This is a genomic window from Neisseria zoodegmatis, from assembly GCF_900187305.1.
Taxonomy (GTDB): Bacteria; Pseudomonadota; Gammaproteobacteria; order Burkholderiales; family Neisseriaceae; genus Neisseria; species Neisseria zoodegmatis.
This window is the reverse complement of the sequence record NZ_LT906434.1, coordinates 313845-338853: the sequence shown is the minus strand read 5'-3', so window position 1 is coordinate 338853 and position 25009 is coordinate 313845. Positions and strand designations below refer to the sequence as shown.

General features: G+C 49.8%; 26 protein-coding genes and 1 pseudogene. 18 read left to right on the top strand and 9 right to left on the bottom strand.

Annotated features, from left to right (window positions below; translation table 11 throughout):
* Positions 1–8: 8 nt before the first annotated feature.
* Entirely contained in the window at positions 9–1049 is a 1041-nt protein-coding gene (locus tag CKV66_RS01670; protein ID WP_085364341.1) for a type IV pilus twitching motility protein PilT, read from the bottom strand.
* 166 nt (positions 1050–1215) lie between these two features.
* Between CKV66_RS01670 and CKV66_RS01665 the strand changes: the two genes are divergently transcribed.
* Complete coding sequence (locus tag CKV66_RS01665; protein ID WP_085364342.1) at positions 1216–1914, top strand: YggS family pyridoxal phosphate-dependent enzyme; 699 nt, start codon at positions 1216–1218, stop codon at positions 1912–1914.
* 152 nt (positions 1915–2066) lie between these two features.
* On the opposite strand, the gene CKV66_RS01660 is transcribed toward CKV66_RS01665, so the two are convergent.
* The gene (locus tag CKV66_RS01660; RefSeq protein WP_085364343.1) at positions 2067–2360 is read right to left on the bottom strand and encodes a hypothetical protein; all 294 of its coding nucleotides are present in this window, start codon (positions 2358–2360) and stop codon (positions 2067–2069) included.
* A 129-nt stretch (positions 2361–2489) separates the two neighbouring features.
* Between CKV66_RS01660 and CKV66_RS01655 the strand changes: the two genes are divergently transcribed.
* The gene (locus CKV66_RS01655; RefSeq protein ID WP_085364344.1) at positions 2490–2912 is read left to right on the top strand and encodes a CopD family protein; all 423 of its coding nucleotides are present in this window, start codon (positions 2490–2492) and stop codon (positions 2910–2912) included.
* A gap of 13 nt (positions 2913–2925) precedes the next feature.
* Entirely contained in the window at positions 2926–3390 is a 465-nt protein-coding gene (locus CKV66_RS01650; RefSeq protein WP_085364345.1) for a CYTH domain-containing protein, read from the top strand.
* A 94-nt stretch (positions 3391–3484) separates the two neighbouring features.
* Here the strand turns inward: CKV66_RS01650 and CKV66_RS01645 are convergent, their stop codons facing one another.
* Positions 3485–3739, bottom strand: a complete 255-nt coding sequence (locus tag CKV66_RS01645; protein WP_085364346.1) for a hypothetical protein — start codon at positions 3737–3739, stop codon at positions 3485–3487.
* 237 nt (positions 3740–3976) lie between these two features.
* The gene (locus CKV66_RS01640; RefSeq protein WP_157739136.1) at positions 3977–4867 is read right to left on the bottom strand and encodes a DegV family protein; all 891 of its coding nucleotides are present in this window, start codon (positions 4865–4867) and stop codon (positions 3977–3979) included.
* Between the two features lie 317 nt (positions 4868–5184).
* On the opposite strand from CKV66_RS01640, the gene CKV66_RS01635 reads away from it, so the two are divergent.
* The 5 genes and pseudogenes from CKV66_RS01635 to CKV66_RS12780 all read left to right on the top strand — a co-directional run.
* The gene (locus CKV66_RS01635; protein WP_085364348.1) at positions 5185–5706 is read left to right on the top strand and encodes a dihydrofolate reductase; all 522 of its coding nucleotides are present in this window, start codon (positions 5185–5187) and stop codon (positions 5704–5706) included.
* A 150-nt stretch (positions 5707–5856) separates the two neighbouring features.
* Positions 5857–6051 (top strand): YgaP family membrane protein, encoded by a 195-nt coding sequence (locus CKV66_RS01630; RefSeq protein WP_085364349.1) that lies wholly within the window; start codon positions 5857–5859, stop codon positions 6049–6051.
* An 81-nt stretch (positions 6052–6132) separates the two neighbouring features.
* A complete protein-coding gene (locus tag CKV66_RS01625; protein ID WP_085364350.1) occupies positions 6133–6657 on the top strand; it encodes a rhodanese family protein in 525 nt (174 codons plus the stop codon).
* 119 nt (positions 6658–6776) lie between these two features.
* Positions 6777–7091, top strand: coding sequence for an ArsR/SmtB family transcription factor (locus CKV66_RS01620; protein ID WP_085364351.1), 315 nt, complete (start codon positions 6777–6779; stop codon positions 7089–7091).
* A gap of 76 nt (positions 7092–7167) precedes the next feature.
* Positions 7168–7302: pseudogene (locus tag CKV66_RS12780) on the top strand (lipoprotein signal peptidase); the annotation flags it as partial.
* 21 nt (positions 7303–7323) lie between these two features.
* On the opposite strand, the gene lpxC reads toward CKV66_RS12780, so the two are convergent.
* Positions 7324–8241, bottom strand: coding sequence for a UDP-3-O-acyl-N-acetylglucosamine deacetylase (lpxC, locus tag CKV66_RS01610; protein WP_085364352.1), 918 nt, complete (start codon positions 8239–8241; stop codon positions 7324–7326).
* Between the two features lie 509 nt (positions 8242–8750).
* Here lpxC and gap point away from each other — a divergent pair.
* From gap to fghA, 4 genes are all read left to right on the top strand, one after another.
* Positions 8751–9755, top strand: a complete 1005-nt coding sequence (gap, locus tag CKV66_RS01605) for a type I glyceraldehyde-3-phosphate dehydrogenase (protein ID WP_085364353.1) — start codon at positions 8751–8753, stop codon at positions 9753–9755.
* A gap of 351 nt (positions 9756–10106) precedes the next feature.
* Entirely contained in the window at positions 10107–11369 is a 1263-nt protein-coding gene (locus tag CKV66_RS01600) for a M48 family metallopeptidase (RefSeq protein WP_085364359.1), read from the top strand.
* A 120-nt stretch (positions 11370–11489) separates the two neighbouring features.
* Entirely contained in the window at positions 11490–12218 is a 729-nt protein-coding gene (locus CKV66_RS01595; RefSeq protein ID WP_085364354.1) for an LOG family protein, read from the top strand.
* A gap of 68 nt (positions 12219–12286) precedes the next feature.
* On the top strand, positions 12287–13126 hold the full coding sequence (gene fghA, locus CKV66_RS01590; RefSeq protein ID WP_085364355.1) for an S-formylglutathione hydrolase: 840 nt from the start codon (positions 12287–12289) through the stop codon (positions 13124–13126).
* A 578-nt stretch (positions 13127–13704) separates the two neighbouring features.
* On the opposite strand, the gene gnd is transcribed toward fghA, so the two are convergent.
* Positions 13705–15153, bottom strand: a complete 1449-nt coding sequence (gene gnd, locus CKV66_RS01585; RefSeq protein WP_085364356.1) for a decarboxylating NADP(+)-dependent phosphogluconate dehydrogenase — start codon at positions 15151–15153, stop codon at positions 13705–13707.
* Between the two features lie 411 nt (positions 15154–15564).
* On the opposite strand from gnd, the gene ggt reads away from it, so the two are divergent.
* Together ggt and CKV66_RS01575 are read left to right on the top strand one after the other, a co-directional pair.
* Complete coding sequence (gene ggt, locus CKV66_RS01580; RefSeq protein ID WP_085364357.1) at positions 15565–17334, top strand: gamma-glutamyltransferase; 1770 nt, start codon at positions 15565–15567, stop codon at positions 17332–17334.
* Between the two features lie 288 nt (positions 17335–17622).
* The gene (locus CKV66_RS01575; protein ID WP_085364358.1) at positions 17623–18180 is read left to right on the top strand and encodes a LysM peptidoglycan-binding domain-containing protein; all 558 of its coding nucleotides are present in this window, start codon (positions 17623–17625) and stop codon (positions 18178–18180) included.
* Between the two features lie 12 nt (positions 18181–18192).
* On the opposite strand, the gene CKV66_RS01570 is transcribed toward CKV66_RS01575, so the two are convergent.
* Positions 18193–18858 carry an IS1595 family transposase gene (locus tag CKV66_RS01570; protein ID WP_085363631.1) on the bottom strand — a complete coding sequence of 222 codons (666 nt, stop codon included), beginning with the start codon at positions 18856–18858 and terminating at the stop codon, positions 18193–18195.
* Between the two features lie 57 nt (positions 18859–18915).
* Here CKV66_RS01570 and CKV66_RS01565 point away from each other — a divergent pair, with 57 nt between their 5' ends.
* Positions 18916–19194 carry a hypothetical protein gene (locus tag CKV66_RS01565; RefSeq protein WP_231990507.1) on the top strand — a complete coding sequence of 93 codons (279 nt, stop codon included), beginning with the start codon at positions 18916–18918 and terminating at the stop codon, positions 19192–19194.
* Between the two features lie 368 nt (positions 19195–19562).
* On the opposite strand, the gene CKV66_RS01560 is transcribed toward CKV66_RS01565, so the two are convergent.
* Positions 19563–20069, bottom strand: coding sequence for a hypothetical protein (locus tag CKV66_RS01560; protein ID WP_408633891.1), 507 nt, complete (start codon positions 20067–20069; stop codon positions 19563–19565).
* Between the two features lie 88 nt (positions 20070–20157).
* A complete protein-coding gene (locus CKV66_RS01555) occupies positions 20158–20628 on the bottom strand; it encodes a GNAT family N-acetyltransferase (protein ID WP_085364516.1) in 471 nt (156 codons plus the stop codon).
* Positions 20629–20794: 166 nt separating this feature from the next.
* Between CKV66_RS01555 and CKV66_RS01550 the strand changes: the two genes are divergently transcribed.
* The 3 genes from CKV66_RS01550 to dinG all read left to right on the top strand — a co-directional run bounded on the left by CKV66_RS01550 (position 20795) and on the right by dinG (position 24858).
* Positions 20795–21970 (top strand): phosphoglycerate kinase, encoded by a 1176-nt coding sequence (locus CKV66_RS01550; protein ID WP_085364504.1) that lies wholly within the window; start codon positions 20795–20797, stop codon positions 21968–21970.
* A gap of 174 nt (positions 21971–22144) precedes the next feature.
* Positions 22145–22621, top strand: coding sequence for a hypothetical protein (locus tag CKV66_RS01545; protein ID WP_085364505.1), 477 nt, complete (start codon positions 22145–22147; stop codon positions 22619–22621).
* Between the two features lie 107 nt (positions 22622–22728).
* Entirely contained in the window at positions 22729–24858 is a 2130-nt protein-coding gene (gene dinG, locus CKV66_RS01540) for an ATP-dependent DNA helicase DinG (protein ID WP_085364506.1), read from the top strand.
* The last annotated feature ends 151 nt before the right edge of the window (positions 24859–25009 follow it).

The following is a 25009-nucleotide window of genomic DNA, read 5'->3' as shown; positions in this document are numbered from 1 at the left end:
TTGTTTCATCATAAAATCAGATCGGAGTTTTGCGATTTGCTGCGCGCGGTTTCCGGGCTGATGGCACCCTGACGCACCAGGTTTTGCAAGGCTTGGTCGAGCGTTTGCATGCCGTGTGCCTGACCGGTTTGCAGGGCGGAGTTGATTTGGGCGATTTTGTTTTCGCGGATCAGGTTGCGCACGGCGGGGGTGGACACCAGAATTTCATGCGCAGCCACGCGGCCGTTGCCGTCGCGGGTTTTCAGCAGGGTTTGCGAAATCACGGCGCGCAGCGATTCGGAAAGCATGGAGCGCACCATCTCTTTTTCGCCGGCCGGGAATACGTCGACGATACGGTCAACGGTTTTGGCGGCGCCGGTGGTGTGCAGAGTACCGAATACCAAGTGGCCGGTTTCGGCGGCGGTGAGGGCGAGGCCGATGGTTTCGGGGTCGCGCATCTCGCCCACCAAAATCACGTCGGGGTCTTCACGCAAGGCGGATTTGAGGGCGTTGGCGAAGCTGTGGGTGTGTTGGTGCAGTTCGCGCTGGTTGATGAGGGATTTTTTGCTGGTGTGCACAAACTCGATAGGGTCTTCGATGGTAAGGATGTGTGCGGGTTGGGTGTCGTTGATGTAGTTGATCATAGCCGCCAGCGTGGTGGATTTACCCGAACCGGTGGGGCCGGTAACCAATACGAGGCCGCGCGGGTTGTCGGCGATTTTTTGGAAAATGCGCGGGGCTTTCAAATCTTCCAGCGTCAGTACGGTGCTGGGAATGGTACGGAATACGGCGGCGGGGCCGCGGTTGGTCATGAATGCGTTAACACGGAAGCGCGCCACGTTGGGCAGCTCGAATGAAAAGTCCACTTCCATGTTTTGCTGATAGACTTTGCGTTGGTAATCGTTCATCACCGAAGTGATCATATTGCCCACTTCGTCGCTGCCCATTTCGGGCAGGTTGATGCGGCGCACGTCGCCGTGTACGCGGATCATCGGGGGCAGGTCTGAGCTGAGGTGTAAGTCGGATGCTTTGTTTTTCACACCAAATGCGAGTAAGTCGGTAATTTGCATAATGTGGCCTTGCTTTTTAAGTTAAAATTTTCTGAGCCGTATGAATGGAAATGTTGACGGCGGGATTTACCAAGCCATTTATTTTAAATAGATAGAGTTGTTAAACCAAGTAAAAATTTAATTATTTTTGCTAACGGGAAAAAAACTGCGGAATATGGAAAGAATCATGACAAGCCTGCAACAGAATTACCGTGAAGTATGCGCAAAAATCCTCGAGGCGGAAGCGGCGGCGCACCGTGAAAACGGCAGCGTGCATTTGGTGGCGGTGAGCAAAACCTTTCCGGCAGACGATATCCGCGAAGTATATGCGGCAGGCGCGCGTGATTTCGGTGAAAACTATATTCAGGAATGGTACGGCAAAACCGAAGAGCTGGCCGATTTGCCCGATATCGTGTGGCATATGATCGGCGATGTGCAGTCCAACAAAACCCGTTTTGTGGCGGAACGTGCGCATTGGGTGCATACGGTGAGCCGTTTGAAAACGGCGCGGCGGCTGAGTGAACAGAGGCCGTCTGAAATGCCGCCGCTGCAAGTGTGTATCGAAGTGAATATCGCAGGCGAGCCGGGCAAGCACGGTGTGGCGCCGGAGGAAGCGGTGGCGCTGGCCTGCGAAACGGCGAAGCTGCCGCGTTTGCAGGTGCGCGGTTTTATGTGTGTGGCCGAAGCAGACGCCGGTGCCGAAGCCCTGCACAATCAGTTTACCCGCATGAAACAGCTTTTGGCCGATTTGAATGCGGCCGGTGTGGCGGCGGATGTGCTGTCGATGGGCATGTCGGCGGATATGGAAGCCGCGATTGCCTGCGGTGCAACGCATGTGCGGGTGGGCAGTGCCATTTTCGGCAAGCGGGATTATTCGGATAAGTAAAGTAGTAGAGATGTTTAAAGGCCGTCTGAAAGCGAGTTTTGTGAGCTTTCAGACGGCCTTTGGTTTAGGGCGTGTCGTTAGAAGGCTTGTGAAGCGGATTTTTGACCAAAAATACCGCCGCAATGCTTTCTAACGACACGCTCTAGGACATATCAGCGTTTCTTCTGATTGGTGTTTTTACTGCCTTTCGGTTTCTTGTCGGCAGCATTCAAGCGTGCGGCAACAAACTCTACCATCAGGTCTTTTTTCTCCCAAAAAAACTTCTGCATTTTTTCGAGCGAATAGATTTTTCTCACCATTGCGGGCAGGCCGTTGTGGATGATGGCGGCGACTTCGCGGTTGAGTTCTTCGCTGTCCATCGCGGTTTTCAGGTCGGTATTGCGCTCATCAAGATAGGCTTGAAGTTCTTTTTTGACGCCGCCGTGAATTTCGAATTGTTTGATCATGTTGTTTTCCCTTATATGTAAAGTGCGGCGGTATTTTAGCAAAAAAGCCCGGCCTGCCTACAAATCTTAACCGTCGGGCGGTGTTTGAGGCTACAATATGTCGGTTATTTTCCAAAGGCCGTCTGAAAAATGTATTTATGGTTCAAACTGCTGCATGTGTTTTTTATCATTTCGTGGTTTGCCGGGCTTTTTTACCTGCCGCGTATTTATGTGAATCTGGCGCAGGTGGAAACAGGCAACCGGGGCGAATATCTGCGTTTGCTCGGTATGGCGCGCCGGCTGTTTAAGTTTATGACGCCGTTGGGCTTGGGCGCGGTAATAACCGGCTTTGTGATTCCCTTTGCCACCGGCTGGTGGGGCATGGGCTGGGTACATACGAAAGTAACGCTGGGCGTGGTTTTGCTGGGCTATCATTTTTACTGCTACCGTTTGCTGCTGGATTTTGAGGATAACCGCAACCGCTATTCGCATAAGTGGTTTCGCGTGTTTAACGAAATTCCGGTGGTAATTATGATTGCTGCTTTGTATCTTGTTGTATTCAAACCGTTTTGAGGCCGTCTGAATCATGACTATCGAAATCGAACGCCGTTTTCTTTTAAAAAACGACAGCTGGCGCGAGGAAGCCGGCGAGCCGGAAATGATGCGACAGGGTTATTTGAGTGTGGATAAGGAATGTACGATCCGCGTGCGGATTGTCGGCCGCAAAGCGTGGCTGACGTTGAAGGGCTATATTTCCGATACTACCCGCAGCGAGTTTGAATATGAAATTCCGGTGGCACACGCGGAGCAGATGATGCAGACGATGTGCCCGTTTAAGCTGGAAAAACACCGCTATAAAATCGAATACCGCGGTTTTACGTTTGAAGTGGACGAATATTTCGGCGACAACGCGCCTTTGGTGGTGGCGGAATTGGAGTTGCCAAGCGAAGGTGTGTCTTTTGAAAAACCCGATTGGCTGGGCGAGGAAATCACGTCGAACGGTAAATTTACCAATGCTTATTTGAGCAAGCATCCTTATTCGCAGTGGTAATCCAACATATTGTTTGTGCCATCTAAAACAGGCCGTCTGAAATCTATTCAGACGGCCTGTTTGTTTGGGAGAAACAGTGAGTAAGATGCCCGTATTAACGGCTTTCGTTACGGCCTAAAGATTGGTAGGCATCGCTTTCGGGGGCAACGTGGTTGGTTGCGGTAAATTTAATACGGTCATCTTTTTTGGCGGTAGGTTTAACGCCGGGGTAATGAACTTCTTGAAGGTTGGCCAAAGGACGGTTTGAGTCGTTGGCGTGGTTCCATTCAGGCAGATCTACACCGCGTGCAGAAGCTAAAGAAGCAGCTGAAAGAGCGATGGCGGCAAAAATGGTACCAGTTTTTTTCATGGTAAATTCCTTTTCCAAGTTAATGTGTTAATTTGAATGAAATACCGACTGATTGCTTAGTCGGCTTTATCGAATGAGTGCATTGTAATGAATCACTATTGGTAGATAAATACAGATTTTGTTGATTATTTGTTTCTTATTAGGAAACATTAAAACGAACGGGCAAAAAACCATAGGCCGTCTGAAAGCATTGTTAAGCAGTTTCATGTTTTTATTTTATGAAATCAACATAATGGATTATTCGGGCAAACGCTCTACAATGCCGATGCCGATGGCATTCAAACCTGCGTAAACGCCTATTGCCGGCGAAATCGGCAGGCCGTTTTCCAAATGAAGGCCGGTTTTTTGATGCAGTTTGGCGGCAAATTGCTGATAAAGCCCGTAGTCGCCGCAATAACCGCCGGATATGACCAGATGAGTGGGGTTTTTATCGGTTGTGATCACCATCAGTGCTTCGATAAGGCGTTCTATCATTTGTTTGTTGTCTTGTATGCTGGCCAAATGCGAAATGCCTTTTGAATTGAGACGCAATATGGTTTTCAAACCCAACCAATCGTTAAATGCTGCGCCCATGCGCATCAAGCCTTCGCTGCGGGCAAGCTGGGTGAGCGATTGCACGCCGAAAATCAATTCGCAGCGCGGTTTGAGCTGTTCCAAATAATCGAGCACTTCGGCGCTGCTTTTACCGGCCGTGAGCAGGCGCAAGGCTTCTAAGGCGAAAAAGCCTTCGGGCATACAGGCGGTGCCGGTGTCGAACACATGGATGGTCAACTCGTCGGCCATTTCTTCGGCAACGGCGCGGATCACGTTGAAACTTTCGCTGAGTTTGCTGCTGATGGTGGTAACAATGGCTTCGTGATAGCCCTGTTTTTTCAGATAGCGAAATGTTTTGCGCAAACATTCTTCGTTGGGCGGAGAGGTGGTCAGCAATTCGTCGGGATGTTCGCGCATCCAATCGAAAAATTCCTCCGCTTTGAGATTGCAGCCGTCGGCATGGCTTTGCCCGTGCATGTGTACCCGCAGGCGCAAAATATCGATCGGGCTGTTGCGATCGAGTACGCTGTCGAGCATGCCGGTGGAAGTGGATAAAACGGCACAACGGTAAAGTGAATACGAACCCGCCATCATGATTTCCTTATTAAAGTTGTTATTAACATTTTGGTAGCAGATCAAGCGGCAGCAGAGGCCGGCGGCAGTTTCACGCAGGCTCTCGGCTACAGAAAAGCATGACACCATTTATTGTATTATGCCGATTATATGATTCCGTATCATTAATAATCGGTTGGAATTAATGATAAGCGGTAATATTTATTTTGTCTATGATAATAATGTTGTTGAAGTCCGTTATCAGATCATTATCTTCACATCTTTTTTTATACTGTTTCAGACGGCCTGTATTGATTACAATGAGGCCGTCTGAAAATCCTATTGACGGATAAACCCACATGCAAAAAATCACCCTGATTGCTGCCCATGCCCACAACAACTGCATCGGCATCAACAATGCCATGCCGTGGCATCTGCCCGAAGATTTCGCCTTTTTCCGCGCGTACACCACCGGCAAGCCCGTGGTGATGGGGCGCAAAACATGGGAATCGCTGCCTAAAAAACCTTTGCCCGGTCGTCGCAATATTGTGATTACACGACAGGCGGATTATGCGGCAGAAGGCGCCGAAACCGTTTCCGGCCTGCACAAAGCATTGGCGCTTTGCGGAGATGTCGAAGAAATCATCATCATGGGCGGCGCGCAGATTTATGCGGAAGCCCTGCCTGTGGCCACCGATTTACGCATCACCGAAATAGATTTAAATGTGGAGGGCGATGCCTTTTTCCCCGCGATTAATTCTGACGAATGGCAGGCAAACCGCGAAGGAAAGCGCACGGCGGAAAACGGTTTGGTTTATGAGTTTGTGCATTACCAACGTATCGGCCGGCCAATCGATCAGCCAAGCAATACCGATGAATAAAATCCGTTGGATATAAGCCGTACCCAACTCAAGAGGCCGTCTGAAATGTTTCAGACAGCCTCTTCTTTAGTTGACAAATATCATTTTTTACATATATAATTTAAATTATATAAATTAAATTTCAAACATTTACACCAACCGGAGAAAAATATGAAACGCAATGTAGGCGGTATCGATAAAATAATCCGCATTGTCGTAGGTGCGGCGTTGATGATTTTGGCCGCTACCGGCACCATAGGCTGGTGGGGCTGGCTGGGGGTGATTCCTTTGGCTACCGGACTGATGTCGAATTGCCTGATTTACACTTTACTGGGCATCAATACCTGTCCGACTGATAAACGATAAAGCAAGGTTATGAGGCCGTCTGAAACGATTGTTCAGACGGCCTCATACTTAATAATAGAAATATAGAAGGAAACACACACCATGAATATCAAGGTCATCACACCCGAACACGTTAAAAGCAAGCTGGCGCAAGGCGCGGTTTTGGTGGATATCCGCCAACCCGACGAATACCGCCGCGAACACATCGGGCAATCCGTTCTGCAACCCTTGGATCAAATCAAACAACAAGGCCTGCCCGAAGCCGCCAAGCAAGCTTCTTGCGTGATCTTTCACTGCAAATCAGGTATGCGCACCCGTAATGCCGCAGACGCATTGGCACAATGTTGCGGTGAAAAAGAAGCGTTTATTTTGGAAAAAGGGCTGGACGGCTGGAAATCCGCCGGTTTCCCCACCGAAATCAACCGCTCTCAACCGCTTGAATTAATGCGGCAGGTACAGATTGCCGCCGGCTCGTTAGCCTTGGCGGGCGCAGTGCTCGGCTGGCTTGTTTCTCCTACTTTTTATCTCTTGTGCGCGTTTGTCGGATTGGGTCTGATTATTGCCGGGCTAACAGGATTTTGCGGTATGGCTCGCTTGCTCATGGTTATGCCGTGGAACCGTCAATAAGCACACCGACTGTGCAAAATCTATTTAAGGCCGTCTGAAAAATCTTTAAAAACGGCATTATTCCGCTATACAATGGTGTCCGATATTGTATTGATGCGAATTAAAGAGAACCAAAATATATGAAAGATATGGTTTCGAAATACCAGGAGGCCACGGCTTTTTTGAAGCTGATGGCCAACACCAACCGCTTAGCCGTATTATGTAGTTTGCAAGACCAACGCCGTAATGTAACCGAGCTGGCCAAAATGGCCGGGCTGCCGCAAGCCGCTATGTCGAGCCAGTTGGCTTTGCTGCGCGAGGCAGGTTTGGTGGATTGTGAAATCCGTCACCGCGAACGTTTGTATTACATTACCGACGAACGCGTTACCGCCACCATCGGATTGCTGTATTCGTTTTTTTGCAGAGAAGATAGTGAAAATCCGGCAAACCCTTAACCTTGATTTGATTGATTTGATTAAAGAGGCCGTCTGAAAATGTTTTCAGACGGCCTCTTTAGTTTGGCCGAGACCTTTGCAAAACCCTCATCTGCGGCGCATTTCTGCGTTGTGCGCTGCTCGCTCGTTTGCCTATCTATATGATATGTCTGCACTCGCTGTGCTGCTACGCCTTGAACTGCATACACATCTGAGGGTTTTGCAAAGGTCTCTTGCTATAAATATTGTTCAATCAAGCTACCGCAGGCAGGCCGTGGAACGCGGCGGGCAAGTCCTCATCGTGCGGAAACTCTACCCATTCGTAGCAGGATTCGTCTGCCAGAATGGCGCGCAGCAGCGCATTGTTGATGGCATGGCCGGATTTGTAGCCTTCAAACGCGCCGATAATCGGGTGGCCGACGATATATAAATCGCCGATGGCATCGAGAATTTTATGGCGCACGAATTCATCGGGATAACGCAAACCTTCGGGGTTCAACACATCGGTGTCGTCGATCACGATGGCGTTGTTGAGGTTGCCGCCCAAACCGAGATTGTGCGAGCGCATCAGTTCCACTTCCTGCATAAAGCCGAAGGTGCGGGCGCGGGCGATTTCGTCGATGTAGGATTTGCCGGCGAAGTCGATTTCAAATGTGGGGCTGCTGCGGTTGAATACGGGGTGGTCGAATTCGATGGTCAGCGTAACTTTAAAGCCGTCGTAAGGGGTGAAGCGCACCCATTTACCGCTTTCTTTTACTTCTACGGGTTTCAGAATCTTTAAAAAGCGTTTTTGTGCTTTTTGATCGACAATGCCCGCGTCTTGCAGCAGATAAATAAACGGCAGGCTTGAGCCGTCCATAATCGGGATTTCGGGAGCGTTCAATTCGATTAAAGTGTTGTCCACACCGTAAGCGGCCAGAGCCGACATGATGTGCTCGATGGTACCGACGCGCACGCCGTGTTCGGTAACCACGGTGGAAGATAAGCGCGTATCGTTGATTAAGTAAGGATTGAGTTTGATGGTTTCGCCCTGAATGCCTTCCAAATCGGTGCGGCGGAAAGAAATGCCGCTGTTTTCAGGGGCGGGATGCAAGGTGAGTGCCACACGTTCGCCGGAATGCAGGCCGACTCCGGTCACATTGATGGATTTCGCCAATGTTCTTTGCAGCATAGGGGTATCCTTTTTTGCCTTTGTTTTCAATATCAATTACTGCCTGATGATACGGTAAAACAGAATCAATAACATAGTATTTTTAATAGTATTTATTTATTGCGGGCTTAAAACGCACAGTATGCCTGCGCTTGCAAATCCGAGCGGCCGGGCTTGTATTCTTTCGGGAAAAAGTGGGTTTGCCGGCATGATGAAAGTTTATTTCAATTTCATCCCGATTAAGCACTTTTGGGCAACAGATTCAACCCTCTTTTATTCAGAACTTATCTCGTTATTTTAATTATAAAAAGCTGAATTATCCACAAAATAGGGCAATACTCATTCAAATCATCATTTTTATTTTAAAATCATATTATTAATCTTTTCAGACGGCCTGTTTAAGCAGGCTGACTTAACTTAAATCAGATTTTGTCCGGTTTTATAAAAATAATGCTAGTAAGTAGTTTTATTTCATGATACAAATAAAGTATTGAAATAATTTTCTACACCGACATTGGAGGAGCAGATAAATGAGCATCAAAGTTGCGATTAATGGTTTCGGCCGCATCGGCCGTTTGGCTCTGCGTCAGATCGTCAAAACCGACGGCATTGAAGTGGTGGCAGTAAACGATTTAACGCCTGCCGATATGTTGCTGCACCTGTTTAAATACGACACAACCCAAGGCCGTTTTCAAGGCAAGGCCGAGTTGAAAGACGACATGATTGTGGTGAACGGTAAGGAAATCAAAGTATTTGCCGACCCCGATCCTGAAAATCTGCCGTGGGGCGAGCTGGGTGTGGATGTGGTGCTGGAATGTACCGGTTTCTTCACCAAGCAGGAAAAAGCCGAAAAACACATTAAAGCAGGCGCGAAAAAAGTGGTGATTTCCGCACCGGGCGGCGATATGAAAACCGTGGTGTACGGCGTGAACCAGCATATTTTGGACGGCAGCGAAACCGTGATTTCCGCCGCTTCCTGCACCACCAACTGCTTGGCGCCGATGGCCAATGTGCTGCAAAAAGAATTCGGCATCGTAGAAGGTTTGATGACCACTATCCACGCCTACACCGGCGACCAAAACACGTTGGATGCGCCGCACCGCAAAAACGATTTCCGCCGCGCCCGTGCCGCTGCTTTAAACATTGTGCCGAACACCACCGGTGCGGCCAAAGCCATCGGTTTGGTGATTCCCGAGCTGAAAGGCAAATTGGACGGCTCTGCGCAACGCGTGCCCGTGGCAACCGGTTCGCTCACCGAATTGGTGTCTGTGTTGGAACGTCCGGTTACGGTTGAAGAAGTGAACGCGGCCATGAAAAAGGCGGAGAGCGATTATTATGCCTACAATGAAGACCCGATTGTGTCTTCAGACGTGATCGGTTTGGAAGCGGGTTCGATGTTTGATGCCACCCAAACCAAAGTGATGACGGTGGGCGACAAACAGCTCGTGAAAACCGTGGCTTGGTACGACAACGAAATGTCTTACACCTGCCAGCTGATCCGTGTGTTGGAACACTTCGCCAAGCTGATTAAATAATCCGATTTACAGATTTACGCTTCATAAAAAATATCATTAATCAACCATCAGGCCGTCTGAAAATTCAGACGGCCTGATTTGTATTTGGGAGAACTTAGCGCGGTTTTAAAAATCCTTTTTCGCAGCCGTCAATCATCATTGCAGCATATCCGACCCGAACGCAGGATAAAAAAAAAAGCCCTTGGAAACAAGGGCGGAAGATTATGTTTTTCCGAAAGGATAAACAGTTATGAAAAGTTGCTGTCGGCTATTATACTTACACGGTTTGTAAAACACCAGTTAAACCCGCCTGTGGGGACGAAGGTGTATATATTACGCTACATTATTGTTTTTATTGAATTTATATCTAAAATGAATAAGCACACACTGTATATTTTGTTTCTTGGTTTTCTCACATTTACTACGTTTTTGCAGTTTTACCTATCCATCCGCCAAAGCCGTGCGGTACTGAAACACCGCAGCCAAGTGCCTGCCGATTTTGCTGATACGGTGTCGCTGGAAGAGCATCAAAAGGCGGCGGACTACACTTTGGCCAAACAGCGTTTTGCGCGCTGCCGCATTGTGTTTGAAGCGTTGCTGCTGCTGGTGTTTACCCTCGGCGGCGGCCTGAATCTGCTGGCGGCGTTGAGCATGAAGTTTTCAGACGGCCCAATGACTCAAGGCGTGCTTCTGATCGGCTTGTTTGCTTTGGTCAACACTTTGATTTCACTGCCGTTGGATGTGTATGCGACGTTTAAGCTGGAAGCGCGTTTCGGCTTCAACCGCAGCAGTGCCGGCACGTTTATCGGCGACCGTGTGAAAGGTTTGCTGTTGGGCGCGGTAATCGGCGTGCCTTTGCTGTATGCGGTGATTTATCTGATGGGCATTACCGGCAGCCTGTGGTGGCTGTGGGTGTGGCTGGTGTGGTTGGGCTTTTCGCTGTTGATGCTGTGGGCGTTTCCCAAATGGATTGCGCCTTTGTTCAATACGTTCAAACCTTTGCCTGAAGGCCGTCTGAAAGAAAAAATCGAACACCTGCTCGGCCGCACGGGCTTTAAGAGCAAGGGCATTTTTGTAATGGACGGCAGCAAACGTTCCGGCCACGGCAATGCTTACTTCACCGGCTTGGGGGCAAACAAGCGCATCGTGTTTTACGATACTTTGCTGGAAGACATGCAGCCCGATGAAGTGGAGGCGGTGTTGGCGCACGAGCTGGGTCATTTCAAGCACAGGCACATCATCAAGCAGATGCTGATTACTTTCGTGCTGGCCTTGGCGGTGCTGTATGTGTTGGGGAAATTGATGCCCGAAGCCGCGTTTTATCAGGGTTTGGGCGTGCATTATCCCAGCCATGCCATGGCTTTGCTGCTGTTTTTGTTGGTGCTGCCGGTGTTTACTTTTCCGTTTGCGCCGCTGGGCAGCCTGATGTCGCGCCGCAATGAATTTGAAGCCGACCGCTATGCCGCGGCAACCGCGTCCGCCCAAGATTTGATTGCGGCTTTGACCAAACTCTACCGCAGTAATGCCGCCAACTTGGTGTCGGACAAATGGTATTCGCGTTTTTACGACTCCCATCCCGGCGCCCGCGAGCGTGTGGCGGCCTTGAAAAAAGCAGCGGCAGCGAAACAGCCGTAGCCGCCGTTTTTGCTTTTGGCCGTGTGTGAGGCCGTCTGAAAGCTGATTTAGTTGCTTTCAGACGGCCTTTTTGTTCATATTCGGTTAAAATAACGGCTTTTTTACCGACAACAAAGCTTTATGAACCTTTATCGAAAACTGCCGGCACCGATTCTGCCCGAAGAAACCCGCCGCGAAATTCAGGCGCGGGAATCGTATCATCTGCTTAAAATCATTTCCGAATTTGTAGAATCGGGCGAAGAGCTGCGGGCAATCCAGCCGGCCGTGAGCATCTACGGCAGCGCGCGCACGCCGGCCGACCATCCCGATTACCTGCTGACCGAACGCTTGGCGCGCAAGTTGTCGGACGCCGGATTTTCGGTGATTTCCGGCGGCGGGCCGGGCATTATGGAAGCCGCCAACAAAGGCGCGTTTGCCGGTAAAAGCCCTGCGGTCGGTTTGAATATTGTGTTGCCGCACGAGCAGACGGCCAACCCTTATCAAAACCTGTCGATTAAATTCCAGCATTTTTTCCCGCGCAAAGTGATGTTTGTGAAACACGCCGTGGCTTATGTGGTAATGCCCGGCGGCTTCGGCACGCTCGACGAATTGTTTGAAAGCCTCACGCTGGTGCAGACCGGCAAAACGCCGAACCGCCCGATTATTCTGGTGGGCACGGCTTTCTGGCAAGGCATGTTGGATTGGATCCGCGAGCAGCTGCTCGCCAACGGCATGATTTCGCCCGAAGACATGGATTTAATCCGCCTGATCGACGATGAAGACGAAATCATCGAAGCAATCTTCGCCCACTACGAAAACCGCCCCGACGGCCTGCTCGATTCGCAAAATACTTGGGAACTCGGCTTATAAGCGCCCGCCTTACCGATGCCGTCTGAACATTTCAGACGGCCTCTTTTCCTTTTGCACATGATTCTACGATGAACGCACCTACACTGATTTCCGCCCATAAAATGTTCAACGGACGCCACGAGCGTTACACCCACCGTTCTCAGTCCACCGGCACCGACATGGCGTTTTCCGTTTACCTGCCGCCGCAGGCACTGCAAGGCTACCGCGTGCCCGTGCTGTATTGGCTGTCGGGCCTGACCTGTACAGACGAAAACTTTTCCGTCAAATCCGGCGCGCAGCGTTTCGCCGCCCATTGGGGCATGGCTTTGGTGATTCCCGACACTTCCCCGCGCGGCGAAGGCGTGCCTGCAGGCAACGGCGAAATCGGCTTGGGCGCGGGCTTTTACCTGAACGCCGTGCAAGAGCCGTGGGCGCAGCATTATCAAATGTATGATTATGTGGCGCACGAACTGCCGCAGCTGATTGAAGCCCATTTTCCCGTGAACGATCAGCGCAGCATTGCCGGACACAGCATGGGCGGACACGGCGCGCTACAAATCGCTTTGAAAAACCCCGGCCGCTACGCCGCCGTGTCTGCCTTCGCCCCGATCGTTAACCCGAGTGCCACGCCTTTGGGGCAGCAGGCGTTTTCGGTTTATTTGGGCGAAGATCAAGCATTATGGGCGCAGTACGACAGCACTGAGCTGGTTAAACACGCCGAACGCACATTGCCGGTGCTGATCGATCAAGGCGATGCCGACCCGTTTTACCCTCGGCAGTTGCAGCCCGAACCATTCGTGTCCGCCGCCCGCGCCAACGGCTTTAACGTGCAGTTTAACCTGCGCAAAGGCTACGACCACGGCTATTACTTTATTGCCAGCTTTATTGATGTGCATATTGAGTTTCATGCCGATGCGTTTGGTTTGTAACTTTGATTGAAACGATGAAGAGGCCCTTAGATTCGAATTTCAAGTGCAACACTCAAAGCCCTATTTACGCGATTGCTTTCATTCTTCTTTCATTACCGATTCCGCACAACACTGATTTGTTCCGGCATCAAACCTTATGAAGCATTGCAAAGGCCGTCTGAAAAGTTTTGCGTTTTTTCAGACGGCCTCTGTATATAGCCGGTGTGTGTTTTTGCATTAAAAACAGTCAAACCATGTTTGAATAGAAAAAAAAGAGGCTAAAACCATTACACCTTAATAATTAAATAATAAAAAGATGATGATATTGATGGATGCAGTCGGTTGTGGATAAACTGGTTTTAAATTGAAAATTCATTTATTTGCGCAAGCTGAAAGTGTCGGGAAAACTGTTGCTGAAACTTGGGCATGATTGTGGATAAATTCATGTGTTATCGGCTTTCTGTGGACGGTTTTGCGCTTATGCACAGTATTCGGGCAATTTTATTACCTGAATTAAACCGGTCTGACTGCTAAAAGTTGAGGCCGTCTGAAAATAAACTTTTTCAGACGGCCTTACCGCTTTTATGGATTAACAAGCATCAAATATCGTAAGTGGTCGATGCCGTATCACCGCCCTTACCCGTCCAATTGGTGTGGAAAAACTCGCCGCGCGGTTTGTCGGTACGCTCGTAAGTGTGTGCACCGAAGTAATCGCGCTGAGCTTGCAGCAGGTTGGCAGGCAGGCGCTCGGAAGTGTAGCCGTCTAAGAAAGTAATCGCCGAGGCCATGCACGGCATGGGAATGCCGCATTCGATGGCTTTGGCCACCACTTTACGCCACGCCGGCAGGCAGTTTTCGAGAATGTTTTTGAAATACGGATCCGAACCCAAGAAAACCAAATCGGGATTAGCTTCGTAAGCATCACGGATATTGCCCAAAAACGCGCTGCGGATGATACAGCCTTCGCGCCACAGCAAAGCAGTTTGACCGTAGTTCAAGGCCCAATCGTTCGCCTCGCTGGCCTCGCGAATCAACATAAAGCCTTGTGCGTAAGAGATAATTTTTGAAGCCAGCAGAGCTTCGCGCAAAGCTTCCACCCATTCGGTTTTGTCGCCTTCCACCGGTTTGATCGTTTTGTTAAACAGTTTTCCGGTTTGGACACGTTGATCTTTAAAAGCCGAAACGCAGCGGGCAAACACCGATTCGGTAATCAGGGTCAGCGGAATGCCTAAATCAAGGGCATTGATGCCCGTCCATTTACCCGTGCCTTTTTGGCCGGCGGTATCGAGAATTTTTTCCACCAGCGGTTCGCCGTTTTCATCTTTGAAACCGAGAATGTCGGCGGTAATCTGAATCAGATAAGAATCCAGCTCGGTGCGGTTCCAAATACCGAAAATTTCGTGCATCTGCGGATAACTCAAACCCAAGCCGTCTTTCATAAATTGATAAGCTTCGCAAATCAGCTGCATATCGCCGTATTCAATGCCGTTGTGTATCATTTTCACGAAATGTCCGGCACCGTCGCGGCCAACCCAATCACAGCACGGCTCGCCTTGCGGCGTTTTGGCAGCAATCGCCTGCAAAATCGGTTTTACATGCGGCCAAGCTTCTTCATTGCCGCCGGGCATAATCGAAGGGCCGTTGCGCGCACCTTCTTCGCCGCCTGAAACACCCGCACCAACGAAACGGATGCCTTTTTCAGCCAGCTCTTTGGTACGGCGGGTGGAGTCGGGGAAATTGGCGTTGCCGCCGTCGATAATAATGTCACCTTGATCCAATAAGGGAACGAGCTGGTCGATAAACTCATCTACCACCGCACCTGCCCTCACCATCAACATGATTTTTCGGGGTTTTTCCAGTTTATCCACCAAATCTTGCAATGAAGTGGCGCCAATAATGTTTGTGCCTTTGGCGGCACCGTTGAGAAAATCATCTACTTTGGAAACAGTACGGTTGAATGCAACGACTTTAAAACCTTTGTCGTTCATATTCAGAATCAGGTTTTGACCCATAACGGCCAAGCCGATGACGCCGATATCGCCTTTCATTATAGGGAATCCTTTTGTTTGTGAAGTTCGTATTGTTTAACTTTAACCGATTAGAGGCCGTTAAACAATGTTTGGATTGAGGCTGGAAAAGGGCTAAAACCATTACAACTTAATAATTAAATAATAAAAAGATGATGATGTTGATGGATGCAGTCGGCTGTGGATAAACCGGTTTTGAATTGTAAATTCATTTACTTGTGCCAGCCGAAAGAGTTGGGAAAACGATTACCGAAGTTTGGGTATAATTGTGGATAAATCCGTGCATTATCGGTTTGTTGTGGATAATTTTACGCTTATGCACAATATTCAAACGGCTTTATCACTTAAATTACACTGGTTTGGGAAACTTAAGGCCGTCTGAAATATCAATACGGAGATACGCAAAAATAAAATTACAGATGGGAGAAAGTAATGAAATTGAAAAACTTATGCAGTTTGCTGGCGGTTTTAACCTTCGCTGCCCACACGCAGGCTGCGCCGTTTGACCAACCTGTCGCCGCCGCTTCGGAGCCTGTGGCCGAACAGCACGCGCCGGAGCAAGGCACGGGGCTGACCGGGCAGCAATTGGTGCAGGCGAAAGAATTTATGGCGGCATCGGCCAATCCGCTGGCTACCGAAGCGGGCTACGATATTTTGAAACGCGGCGGCAGCGCGATCGATGCCATGATTGCCATTCAGACGACCTTAAGCCTGACCGAGCCGCAGTCTTCCGGCTTAGGCGGCGGTGCGTTTTTGGTGTATTGGGACAATAAAGAAAAAAAGCTGACCACGTTTGATGCCCGCGAAACCGCACCGGAAGCGGCAACGGAAAAGCTGTTTTTAGACGAAAACGGCGAACCTTTGAAATTTATGCAGGCCGTGGTCGGCGGTCGTTCGGTCGGCGTGCCGGGCGTACCCAAGCTTTTGGAAGACGTACACAAGCGCTACGGCAAGCTGCCGTGGAAGACTTTGTTTGACAAGCCCATAGAGCTGGCCGAACAAGGCTTTACCGTTTCGCCGCGCATGGCCCGTTCCATCGAGCAAAACCAAGAACATCTGCAACGTCATTCTGATACCGCAGCCTATTTCATGCCCGGCGGCAAACCGCTGGAAGCCGGTACGGTGCTGAAAAACCCCGAGTTTGCCAAAACCGTCAGATTGTTTGCCAAACACGGCAGCGAACCGTTTTACAGCGGCATCCCCGCCATCAATATTGTGAAAACCGTTATTGCCGCCGACAATCCCGGCAGCATCACATTAAATGATTTTAAAAGCTACCGCGTGATCGAGCGCACGCCGGTTTGTGCCCCTTACCGCGAATACGAAATCTGCGGTATGTCCGCGCCCAGCTCCGGCGGTATTGCTTTGGGACAGATTTTCGGCATTCTGCAACATTTCAATATGCCTTCTTTAGGCCCCGACCATGTGATGAGTTGGCGTTTGCTCGGCGATGCTTCGCGTTTGGCGTTTGCCGACCGTGATTATTATGTGGCCGACCCGCAATTTGCCGAGGTTCCCGTTGATGCCATGCTTCATTCGGCCTATCTGAAATTGCGTGCCGGATTGATTGCCAAACAATACGGAGCCTTAAAAGCCGTCAGCCCCGGCGGATTTGCCCGTACTCAAGGAAAAAGCGAAGGCATGGAATTACCGTCCACCAGCCATATCGTGATTGTGGATAAAGACGGTAATGTGGTTTCGATGACCACATCGATTGAAAACGCTTTCGGTTCCACCCTGATGGCCAACGGCTATCTGCTGAATAACGAGCTGACCGATTTTGCGTTTAAACCCGCCAACGAAGAAGGCGAAACCGTCGCCAACAGCGTCGCCGGCGGCAAGCGCCCTCGTTCTTCTATGGCACCGACGATTGTGTTGAAAAACGGCGAACCTTATCTGGCAGTCGGTTCGCCCGGCGGCAGCCGCATCATCGGTTATGTAGCCAAAACCCTTACCGCCCACCTTGATTGGGGCATGAATATCCAACAAGCCATCGATTTGCCGAATATGCTTAACCGTACAGGCACTTACGAGCTGGAACAAAACACAGCCGCTGCTAGCAAAGCTCCCGATTTGGAAAGGTTGGGTTACTCGGTTCAAGTGCGCGATTTGAATTCAGGCGTACAAGGTATCGTTATCCGTGCCGACGGTTTGGAAGGCGGAGCTGATCCGCGTAGAGAAGGTAAAGTGATGGGAGATTAAATCAATAACATCCTATTGATTAAAAAGGCCGTCTGAAAAAACCGCCCGGCTTTTCAGACGGCTTTTTATTTCAGTTATATATCATATAAATATCCACATGGTTTAAAATCGCGCTTATTTGTTTTCAGTAGATTTTGAATCATGCAGACCCAATCCTACCCCCTCAGCTTCTCCCGCTTCAGCGCTTTAATTTTCTGTTTTGACAGTTCATGCGAATAAAGCAGTAATAGTTAGAGTATGTCTAAATAATGTATGACTACAAATAAGCAAAATAGATAAGGAAGAGAAATGATAAAATACCAATTTGAATTTTTAGCTGCCAACGACACTCCATTGGCAGGTTGTAATTATCAGATTATGTGGGGAGCTAAAGAGTTGAAGTCAGGACAGGCGGATTCTAAAGGAATTGCATCGTTTGATTCAGAATTGGTCAATAACAGAAAAATTCGGGTGCGTTTTTGGGCTAAAGGTCAGCCTAAGGATGCAGCTTTTGAGTCCATTGATTTCAGCTGGGTTGAAAATATCGTCACTCAGCCGGTAAAAGCCCCTGTTATTTATGAAATGCCATTAAGAGAGACAGAAAATAAAGATGGCGAAAAAGCAGAGTATCGGCAAGCATATTATGAAGTACAGTCAGGCGATACATGGGAAAAAATTGCACGAGAATGTGAAACCAACGTTTCATTAATTAAATTTATAAACGAGCTATCAGATGACGACTCTGTCTTGCAAAAAGGTCTAATACTACTGCTGCCTAGAGAAGCAAAACGCCCATCGAAGCAGAGAGAAGGGATAAAAGATGAAAATACAAAAACTGTAGAAAAAGCAAATAATTTAAGGGGCTGAAGTAGATTAGCCCTAAATACCACACCAAAGCCGCAAAGTTTTTAACTGCTGCTTTGGTGTCCCGAAGTTAAAACGAAACTCACATTCTTTCAAGAACAGAGGAAAAGATTTTCGGTCGATTCCGTTGTATTTGCGCAAGACACGTTTCGCCTGATTCCAAAAATTCTCAATGCCGTTGATATGGTTGTGTCGGTCGGCAAACTTTTTGCTGTGATTAATCCTGTGATGGTGAAAACCGCTGACATCCAAGCTGACATCCAACACGTCGTAACTGCTCAGGCAGTCCGTATAAACTACGCTATCAGGTGTAATTTTCCTTGTAATAACAGGAAATAAACTTTCCTTTCGGGCATTATTCACTACAACCGTATAAACCTTACCTCCACGTTTAAGGATACCGAAAACCACCACTTTACCTGCTGCTCCCCTACCGCGCTTTCCTTTACGCTTACCGCCGAAATAGCTCTCATCCAATTCTATAGTGCCCTCAAAAACCTGATCTGCTTCCAAAGCCAAATGATGGCTGATAACAAGACGGATTTTACGGTAGAAGAGAATAGCCGTATTGGGCTGAATACCCAAGATATCGGCAGCAGAACGTGCGGTTACTTCCAATACAAAATATTCAAGCAGTTTTCTTTGCAGACTCTTCTTTAACTTACAGTGGGTTATCTTCATTTTGGCAGCCTATCATGACTGCTAATCTACTTCAGCCCCAAAGAAAAAGTTGAAATATTGCCAGATGCTAAATTAAATACTCCTTATTCAACAATCGTTAATTTCTCTGATCAACGTACATATCCTGAAGATCTTGTTTTTAAAATTTCGCCTGCTAATTCTGGGTTGTCAATCAAATCGGTAGATGAAGATATGTATGATACAGTTATTATTTCAGGAACACCTAAAGTCAAACAAGATGTTTTAATTGAAATTTTCTATGTCATAATGGGGTCTGTAGGGTTTTTCGAGAGCCATGAACAGAAAAAATACTATCAAATTAGAGTTAAAGAATAATAATAAAATAAATATCTATAAAATAAAGTTGAAATTTTTGAGATAGATACTAAAAATATTTAGAATTAAAAGTTATTTTTTATTGGTACAAAGTTAATGGTGCAGATTTAGGTATTAAATATGTTATTGTGAATAATAAAGTAAAGAGTATTAGCGTGGGTGAAAAAGAAGAATTACCTTATATGGAAGGTTGTGTGTAATTTTGAAAATGAACTTGTAAAGTGGATCTTCCTGTTCACTTGAAAGTTTATATATTTTTCAATTATAAAATCCCGGTATTTATGCACAGTATCATTTTGAACTGTACGCAAATACCGGGTTATTTTATTGCTATCTAAGTTATGTTTAAGCAATTAGCCTAAAACAAATTACACATTGCCTTTCAGCACGACGCGGCTGTTCCATGTGCCGATGTGGCATTCGTATTGGTCGCCGCCGACGGTTTTTTTGTCGAAGTAGCTGACTACGCGTACGGATTTGCTGTTATGGCGTTGGGCAGTGGATTGGAAGCGTTTTACCGCGCTCAAGAAAGCGCGTTGGCAGGCTTCTTCCGGTGTTTTGCCTACGGCATTGGCTATTTGGCGTGAAACAAGGGTTTTGCCGCCTACGTTGCCGTAGCTTACGCGGATGTTGGGGTTGAGCACTTCTTTAGCTTCGCTTGAATTCAGTGCGGCGCGTGCGGAACACATGTAAACATCGTTTTTGCCTTTGTTGTTGATTTTACGGCCTTCGCCCATGCTACGGCACGAACCGCTGACGGCGGGGCTTTGGGCTTGTGCTTGGTTTTCGTTGGAAGGTGCGGAATTGTTGGCGCAGGCTGACAGGGCAAGGGCTGCGGCACCGGTGAGCAGCAATGCAGAAAAACGTTTGTTCATCATGATGATTCCTTTTGGTTATTTTTGGTTTAACAAGTGTAGTTCTTTCATTATACTGGTTTTTTGTAAAGGCGTATGTGTAAAAGGCTTATAAATCCAGCACCATTACCGAAACCGTTTCGCCGTTCACTTGGCGTTTGTCGGTTTCCCGCCAGCCGTAGCGGGCGTAAAGCGGCTGCATGTCGGGGGTGTAGAGATAGAGTTTGTCGATTTCCAATAGCCGCGCCGCCTGCAAACAGGTTTTTACCAAGGCGCCGCCGGCACCGCAGCCGCGGTGTTCGGGCATCACGAACACGTCGCCCAGCCAGTAGCGCTCTTCGGGGTAATGCTGCAAATCGTATTCTTTCAACGAAGCTGAGCCGAGCAATGCGCCGTGGCCGTTTTCGGCCATCCACACTTTGGGCAGCGGGGCGGCGGCGGTTAGGGCGTGGCGGTAGCGGTCGAGGATTTTCCGCATATCGCTCCACGGCGCGAAATCATGCCATTCGGTGTAAAGCGCACGGGCGAGCGCGTCGATATGGTGGGGGCATTGGTTTAGGGGTTTGATATGGATGGTCATGGCGGAGTGCTTCGGGAGGCCGTCTGAAAACATGATTATACGTTCAGCGTAATCGATTGTAATCATGACACAAATCAACCGTTCAAGTTTCGCGCCTTTACCGCTTTTGCCGCTTCCCGCATAATGCGGCTGATTGGCTTTATTTTATTCAGACAAGGAAACCGACATGGCATTTTTGAAACTGACCGAACAAAACGTACAAGGCAAAACCGTTTTAATCCGTGCCGATATGAATGTGCCGTTTAAAGACGGCAGCATCAGCGACGACACCCGTATCCGTGCATCGATCGCGTCGATTCAATACTGCTTGGACAACGGCGCATCGGTGATTGTGATGTCGCATCTGGGCCGCCCCACCGAAGGCGAATTCAATCCGGAAGACGACGTGGCTCCGGTTGCCGCCCACTTGGGCAAATTGTTGGGCAAAGAAGTCAAAGTGTTGAACGACTGGCGCGAAAACAAACCCGTTTTGGCGGCAGGCGGAGTGGCCATGCTGCAAAACGTGCGCATCAACAAAGGCGAAAAGAAAAACGATTTGGAATTGGGTAAAGCCTACGCCGCGTTGTGCGATGTGTTTGTGAACGACGCATTCGGCACCGCCCACCGCGCCCAAGCCTCTACCGAAGCCGTGGCCCAAGCCGCACCGGTGGCATGCGCCGGCGTGTTGATGGCAAACGAGTTGGACGCATTGGGCAAAGCCCTCAAAGGGCCCGCCCGCCCCTTGGCGGCGATTGTGGCCGGCAGCAAAGTATCGACCAAACTTACCATTCTCGAGAGCTTGGCCGACAAAGTCGACCAATTGATCGTCGGCGGCGGCATCGCCAACACCTTCCTGCTGGCTGCGGGCAAACCCATCGGCAAATCGCTGGCCGAGCATGATTTGGTGGAAGAATCGAAAAAAATCATGGAAAAAATGGCAGCCAAAGGCGGCGTGGTTCCGCTGCCGACCGACGTAGTGGTGGCTAAGGCGTTTGCCGCCGATGCCGAAGCGACGGTAAAAAATATCGACGACGTGGCCGAAGACGACATGATTCTCGACATCGGCCCGCAATCCGCCGCAGCCTTGGCCGAAGCACTGAAAAAAGCCGGTACGGTGGTGTGGAACGGCCCCGTGGGTGTGTTCGAGTTCGACCAATTCGCAGGCGGCACCGAAGTGCTGGCGAAAGCGATTGCCGACAGCAGCGCCTTCTCGATTGCCGGCGGCGGCGACACTTTGGCGGCGATTGCCAAGTTTGGCATTACCGATCAAATCAGCTACATTTCCACCGGCGGCGGTGCGTTCCTTGAGTTTTTGGAAGGCAAAGAGCTGCCTGCCGTGGCGGTTTTGGAAAAACGCGCTTAATCTTTCATTGAGTTTTGAGCATTATCGGGGAAAGGCTGTTGGCTTTTCCTCGATTTTTTTGATGTGTTTATCAGTAAACTATTTCAATATGCTGATCATAAAAAAATTGGGCGTATAATCTTCGGCGCGGTAACGCTTTAATTCAAATGGTTTACAGATTGAGGACGGTTGAAAATGAAAAACGTTTTACTTTACTTGGTGCTCGGCACGGCTGCGGCTTTTGCTTCCGCTTCGGAAATCCATATTGCCGAAAAAATTCCTTATCAAGACGAAAGCCGCATTAATCATCGGATTGTTTCCGAATGTACGGAAATCGGCACGGTCTTGTCTGAATCTGTCGTTAAACATGCTGCTGCCAAAGGCTTAAACGTGGTGCGCAGCACTGCTCCCGAAAATCAGGCCGTTTACGCCAAAATCGAGATCGAATCGGCCATAAGTGCCGGTAGTGCTTTTATCGGCCATTGGAAAGGTATCTCGCTAAGCACTACCCTGTATCAAGATGGCCGGGAAATAGCCCAAAATTCGTTCAAACGCAATTCGACCGGCGGTATGTTCGGCGGTTTCAAAGGCTCATGCTCCGTGCTTTACCGCACCGCCAACGTGTTGGGTAAAGACATTGCGGGCTGGTTGGCTTCGCAAAACCGCCCCTAAGCTGCCCATATGCTAAAGGCCGTCTGAAAACAGGATTTCAGACGGCCTTCTCTATAATCAATGCTAAAATACACCTTTTCTTTTCCAGCGCTTTTCAGACGGCCTCAATGCTCACCGATTTAGAAAAAAACGCCATCCGCGACCATTACCAAAACATCGGCAAAAACCTGCCCAACTTCCGCCCGCGCGCCGCGCAGCGGGAGATGATTGCGGCCATTGCCAACGCCTTTTCGCGCACGCAAACCCGTGCCGAAGGCGAAGAAGCGCCCAAACGCGAAGGCGAGAGCATAGTCGTGATCGAAGGGCCGACCGGCGTGGGCAAAAGTTTGGCTTATCTTCTGGCCGGCGGCATCATGGCGCAAACGCGCGGCAAGCGGCTGATTGTGAGCAGTGCCACCGTTGCCCTGCAAGAGCAGTTGGTTGACCGCGATTTGCCGTTTTTGGTGGAACAAAGCGGCTTGGAATTAACCTTCGCGCTTGCCAAAGGCCGCGGGCGCTATCTCTGCCCCTACAAACTCTACCAGCTCACCCAAAGCAACGCCCAGCAAAACCTGCTCGGCTTCGAAGCCCCCGCCGTGCTGTGGGACAGCAAACCCAAGCCCGAAGAATTGAAGCTGCTGCGCGACATCGCCGACGAATTTTCCGCCCGCCGCTTCAACGGCGACCGCGACACTTGGCCGGAAAAAATCGACGACACCGTTTGGATGAAGGTAAACAACGACAACTACGGCTGCCTCAAAGCCGCCTGCCCCAACCGCCCCGAATGCCCGTTTTATCTCGCCCGCGACACGCTGGAAACCGTTGATGTCGTTGTGGCCAACCACGATTTGCTGATGGTCGATATCAGCATGGGCGGCGGTGTGATTCTGCCCGCTCCCGAAAACAGCTTCTACTGCATCGACGAAGCGCACCACCTGCCCAAAAAAGCCCTGAGCCAGTTTGCCGCCGAGCATTCGTGGAACCAAGCGGTGTGGGCGTTGGAAAAACTGCCCGCCGTTATCGCCAAAATCGCTACCTTAACCGACAAAGCAGAGCTGGCGAACCTTGCCGACGAAGCCGCCGCCGCGCTGCTCGAAAGCCTGCACGAATGGCAGTTCCACTTATCCGAAGAGCCTGAATTGAGGCCGTCTGAAAGCAACGAATCGGTGTGGTTGTGGCAAGACGGCAAAATTCCCGAAGCGTTGGAATTGGCCGTGTCCAACACCGCCATCGCCGCCCGCAGCCTGTATAAACACGCTAACAGCTTGAACGATGCCCTGTCTGCCGCCCGCCGCGACAAAGACCAAAACAGCGCGCAAATCGACCGCCTGAGCACCGAATTCGGCGTATTCCGCGCCCGCATCGAACAAATCACCGCCACATGGGATTTGCTTTCCACCGTGCCCGCCGAAGGCGAAGAACCGCTGGCCAAATGGATAACCCGCCGCCTCGACGACAAAAACGACTACTTTTTCCACGCCAGCCCCATCAGCAGCGCATCCTATTTGGCCAACAACCTGTGGCGGCGCGCCGCCGGTGCCGTGCTCACCTCCGCCACCCTGCAATCGCTCAGCAGCTTCAACCTGATTCTGCGCCAAACCGGCCTGCAATGGCTGCCCGAAACCACCACGCTCGCCCTGCAAAGCCCGTTTGATTTCGACGCGCAGGGCGAATTGTATATCCCGCCCGTACACGCCAGCCCCAAAGACCCCGCCGCGCACACCGCCGCTATCGTAGAATGGCTGCCCAAGCTGATTTCGCCCGCCGAAGCCATCGGCACGCTGGTGCTGTTTTCCTCGCGCAAACAAATGCAGGATGTCGCCCTGCGCCTGCCCGAAGACTACCTGCCGCTTTTGCTCGTACAAGGCGAATTGCCCAAAGCCGTGCTGCTGCAAAAGCATTACCAAGCCATTTCAGACGGCCGCGCCAGCATCATTTTCGGTTTGGACAGTTTCGCCGAAGGTCTCGACCTGCCCGGCGAAGCCTGCGTGCAGGTCATCATCGCCAAACTGCCGTTCTCCATGCCCGACAACCCCATCGAAAAAACCCAAAACCGCTGGATCGAACAGCGCGGCGGCAATCCGTTTATCGAAATCACCGTGCCCGAAGCCAGCATCAAACTGGTGCAGGCCGTCGGGCGGCTGATCCGCACCGAGCAGGACTACGGCCGTGTAACCATACTCGACAACCGCGTGAAAACCCAAAACTACGGCCGTCAAATGCTCGCCTGCCTGCCGCCGTTTAAGCGGATAGGTTAAGCCCGCTTCAGGGCTGGAAGCCGGAAAACCAAAACAGGCCGTCTGAAAAATCTTGCTGTTTTCAGACGGCCTTATAGCAGTATTTCAATTCACGGCATTTGCTTCTCTATAACCACACAATCCATCTACGCAAAAATGTTACAATACCGCC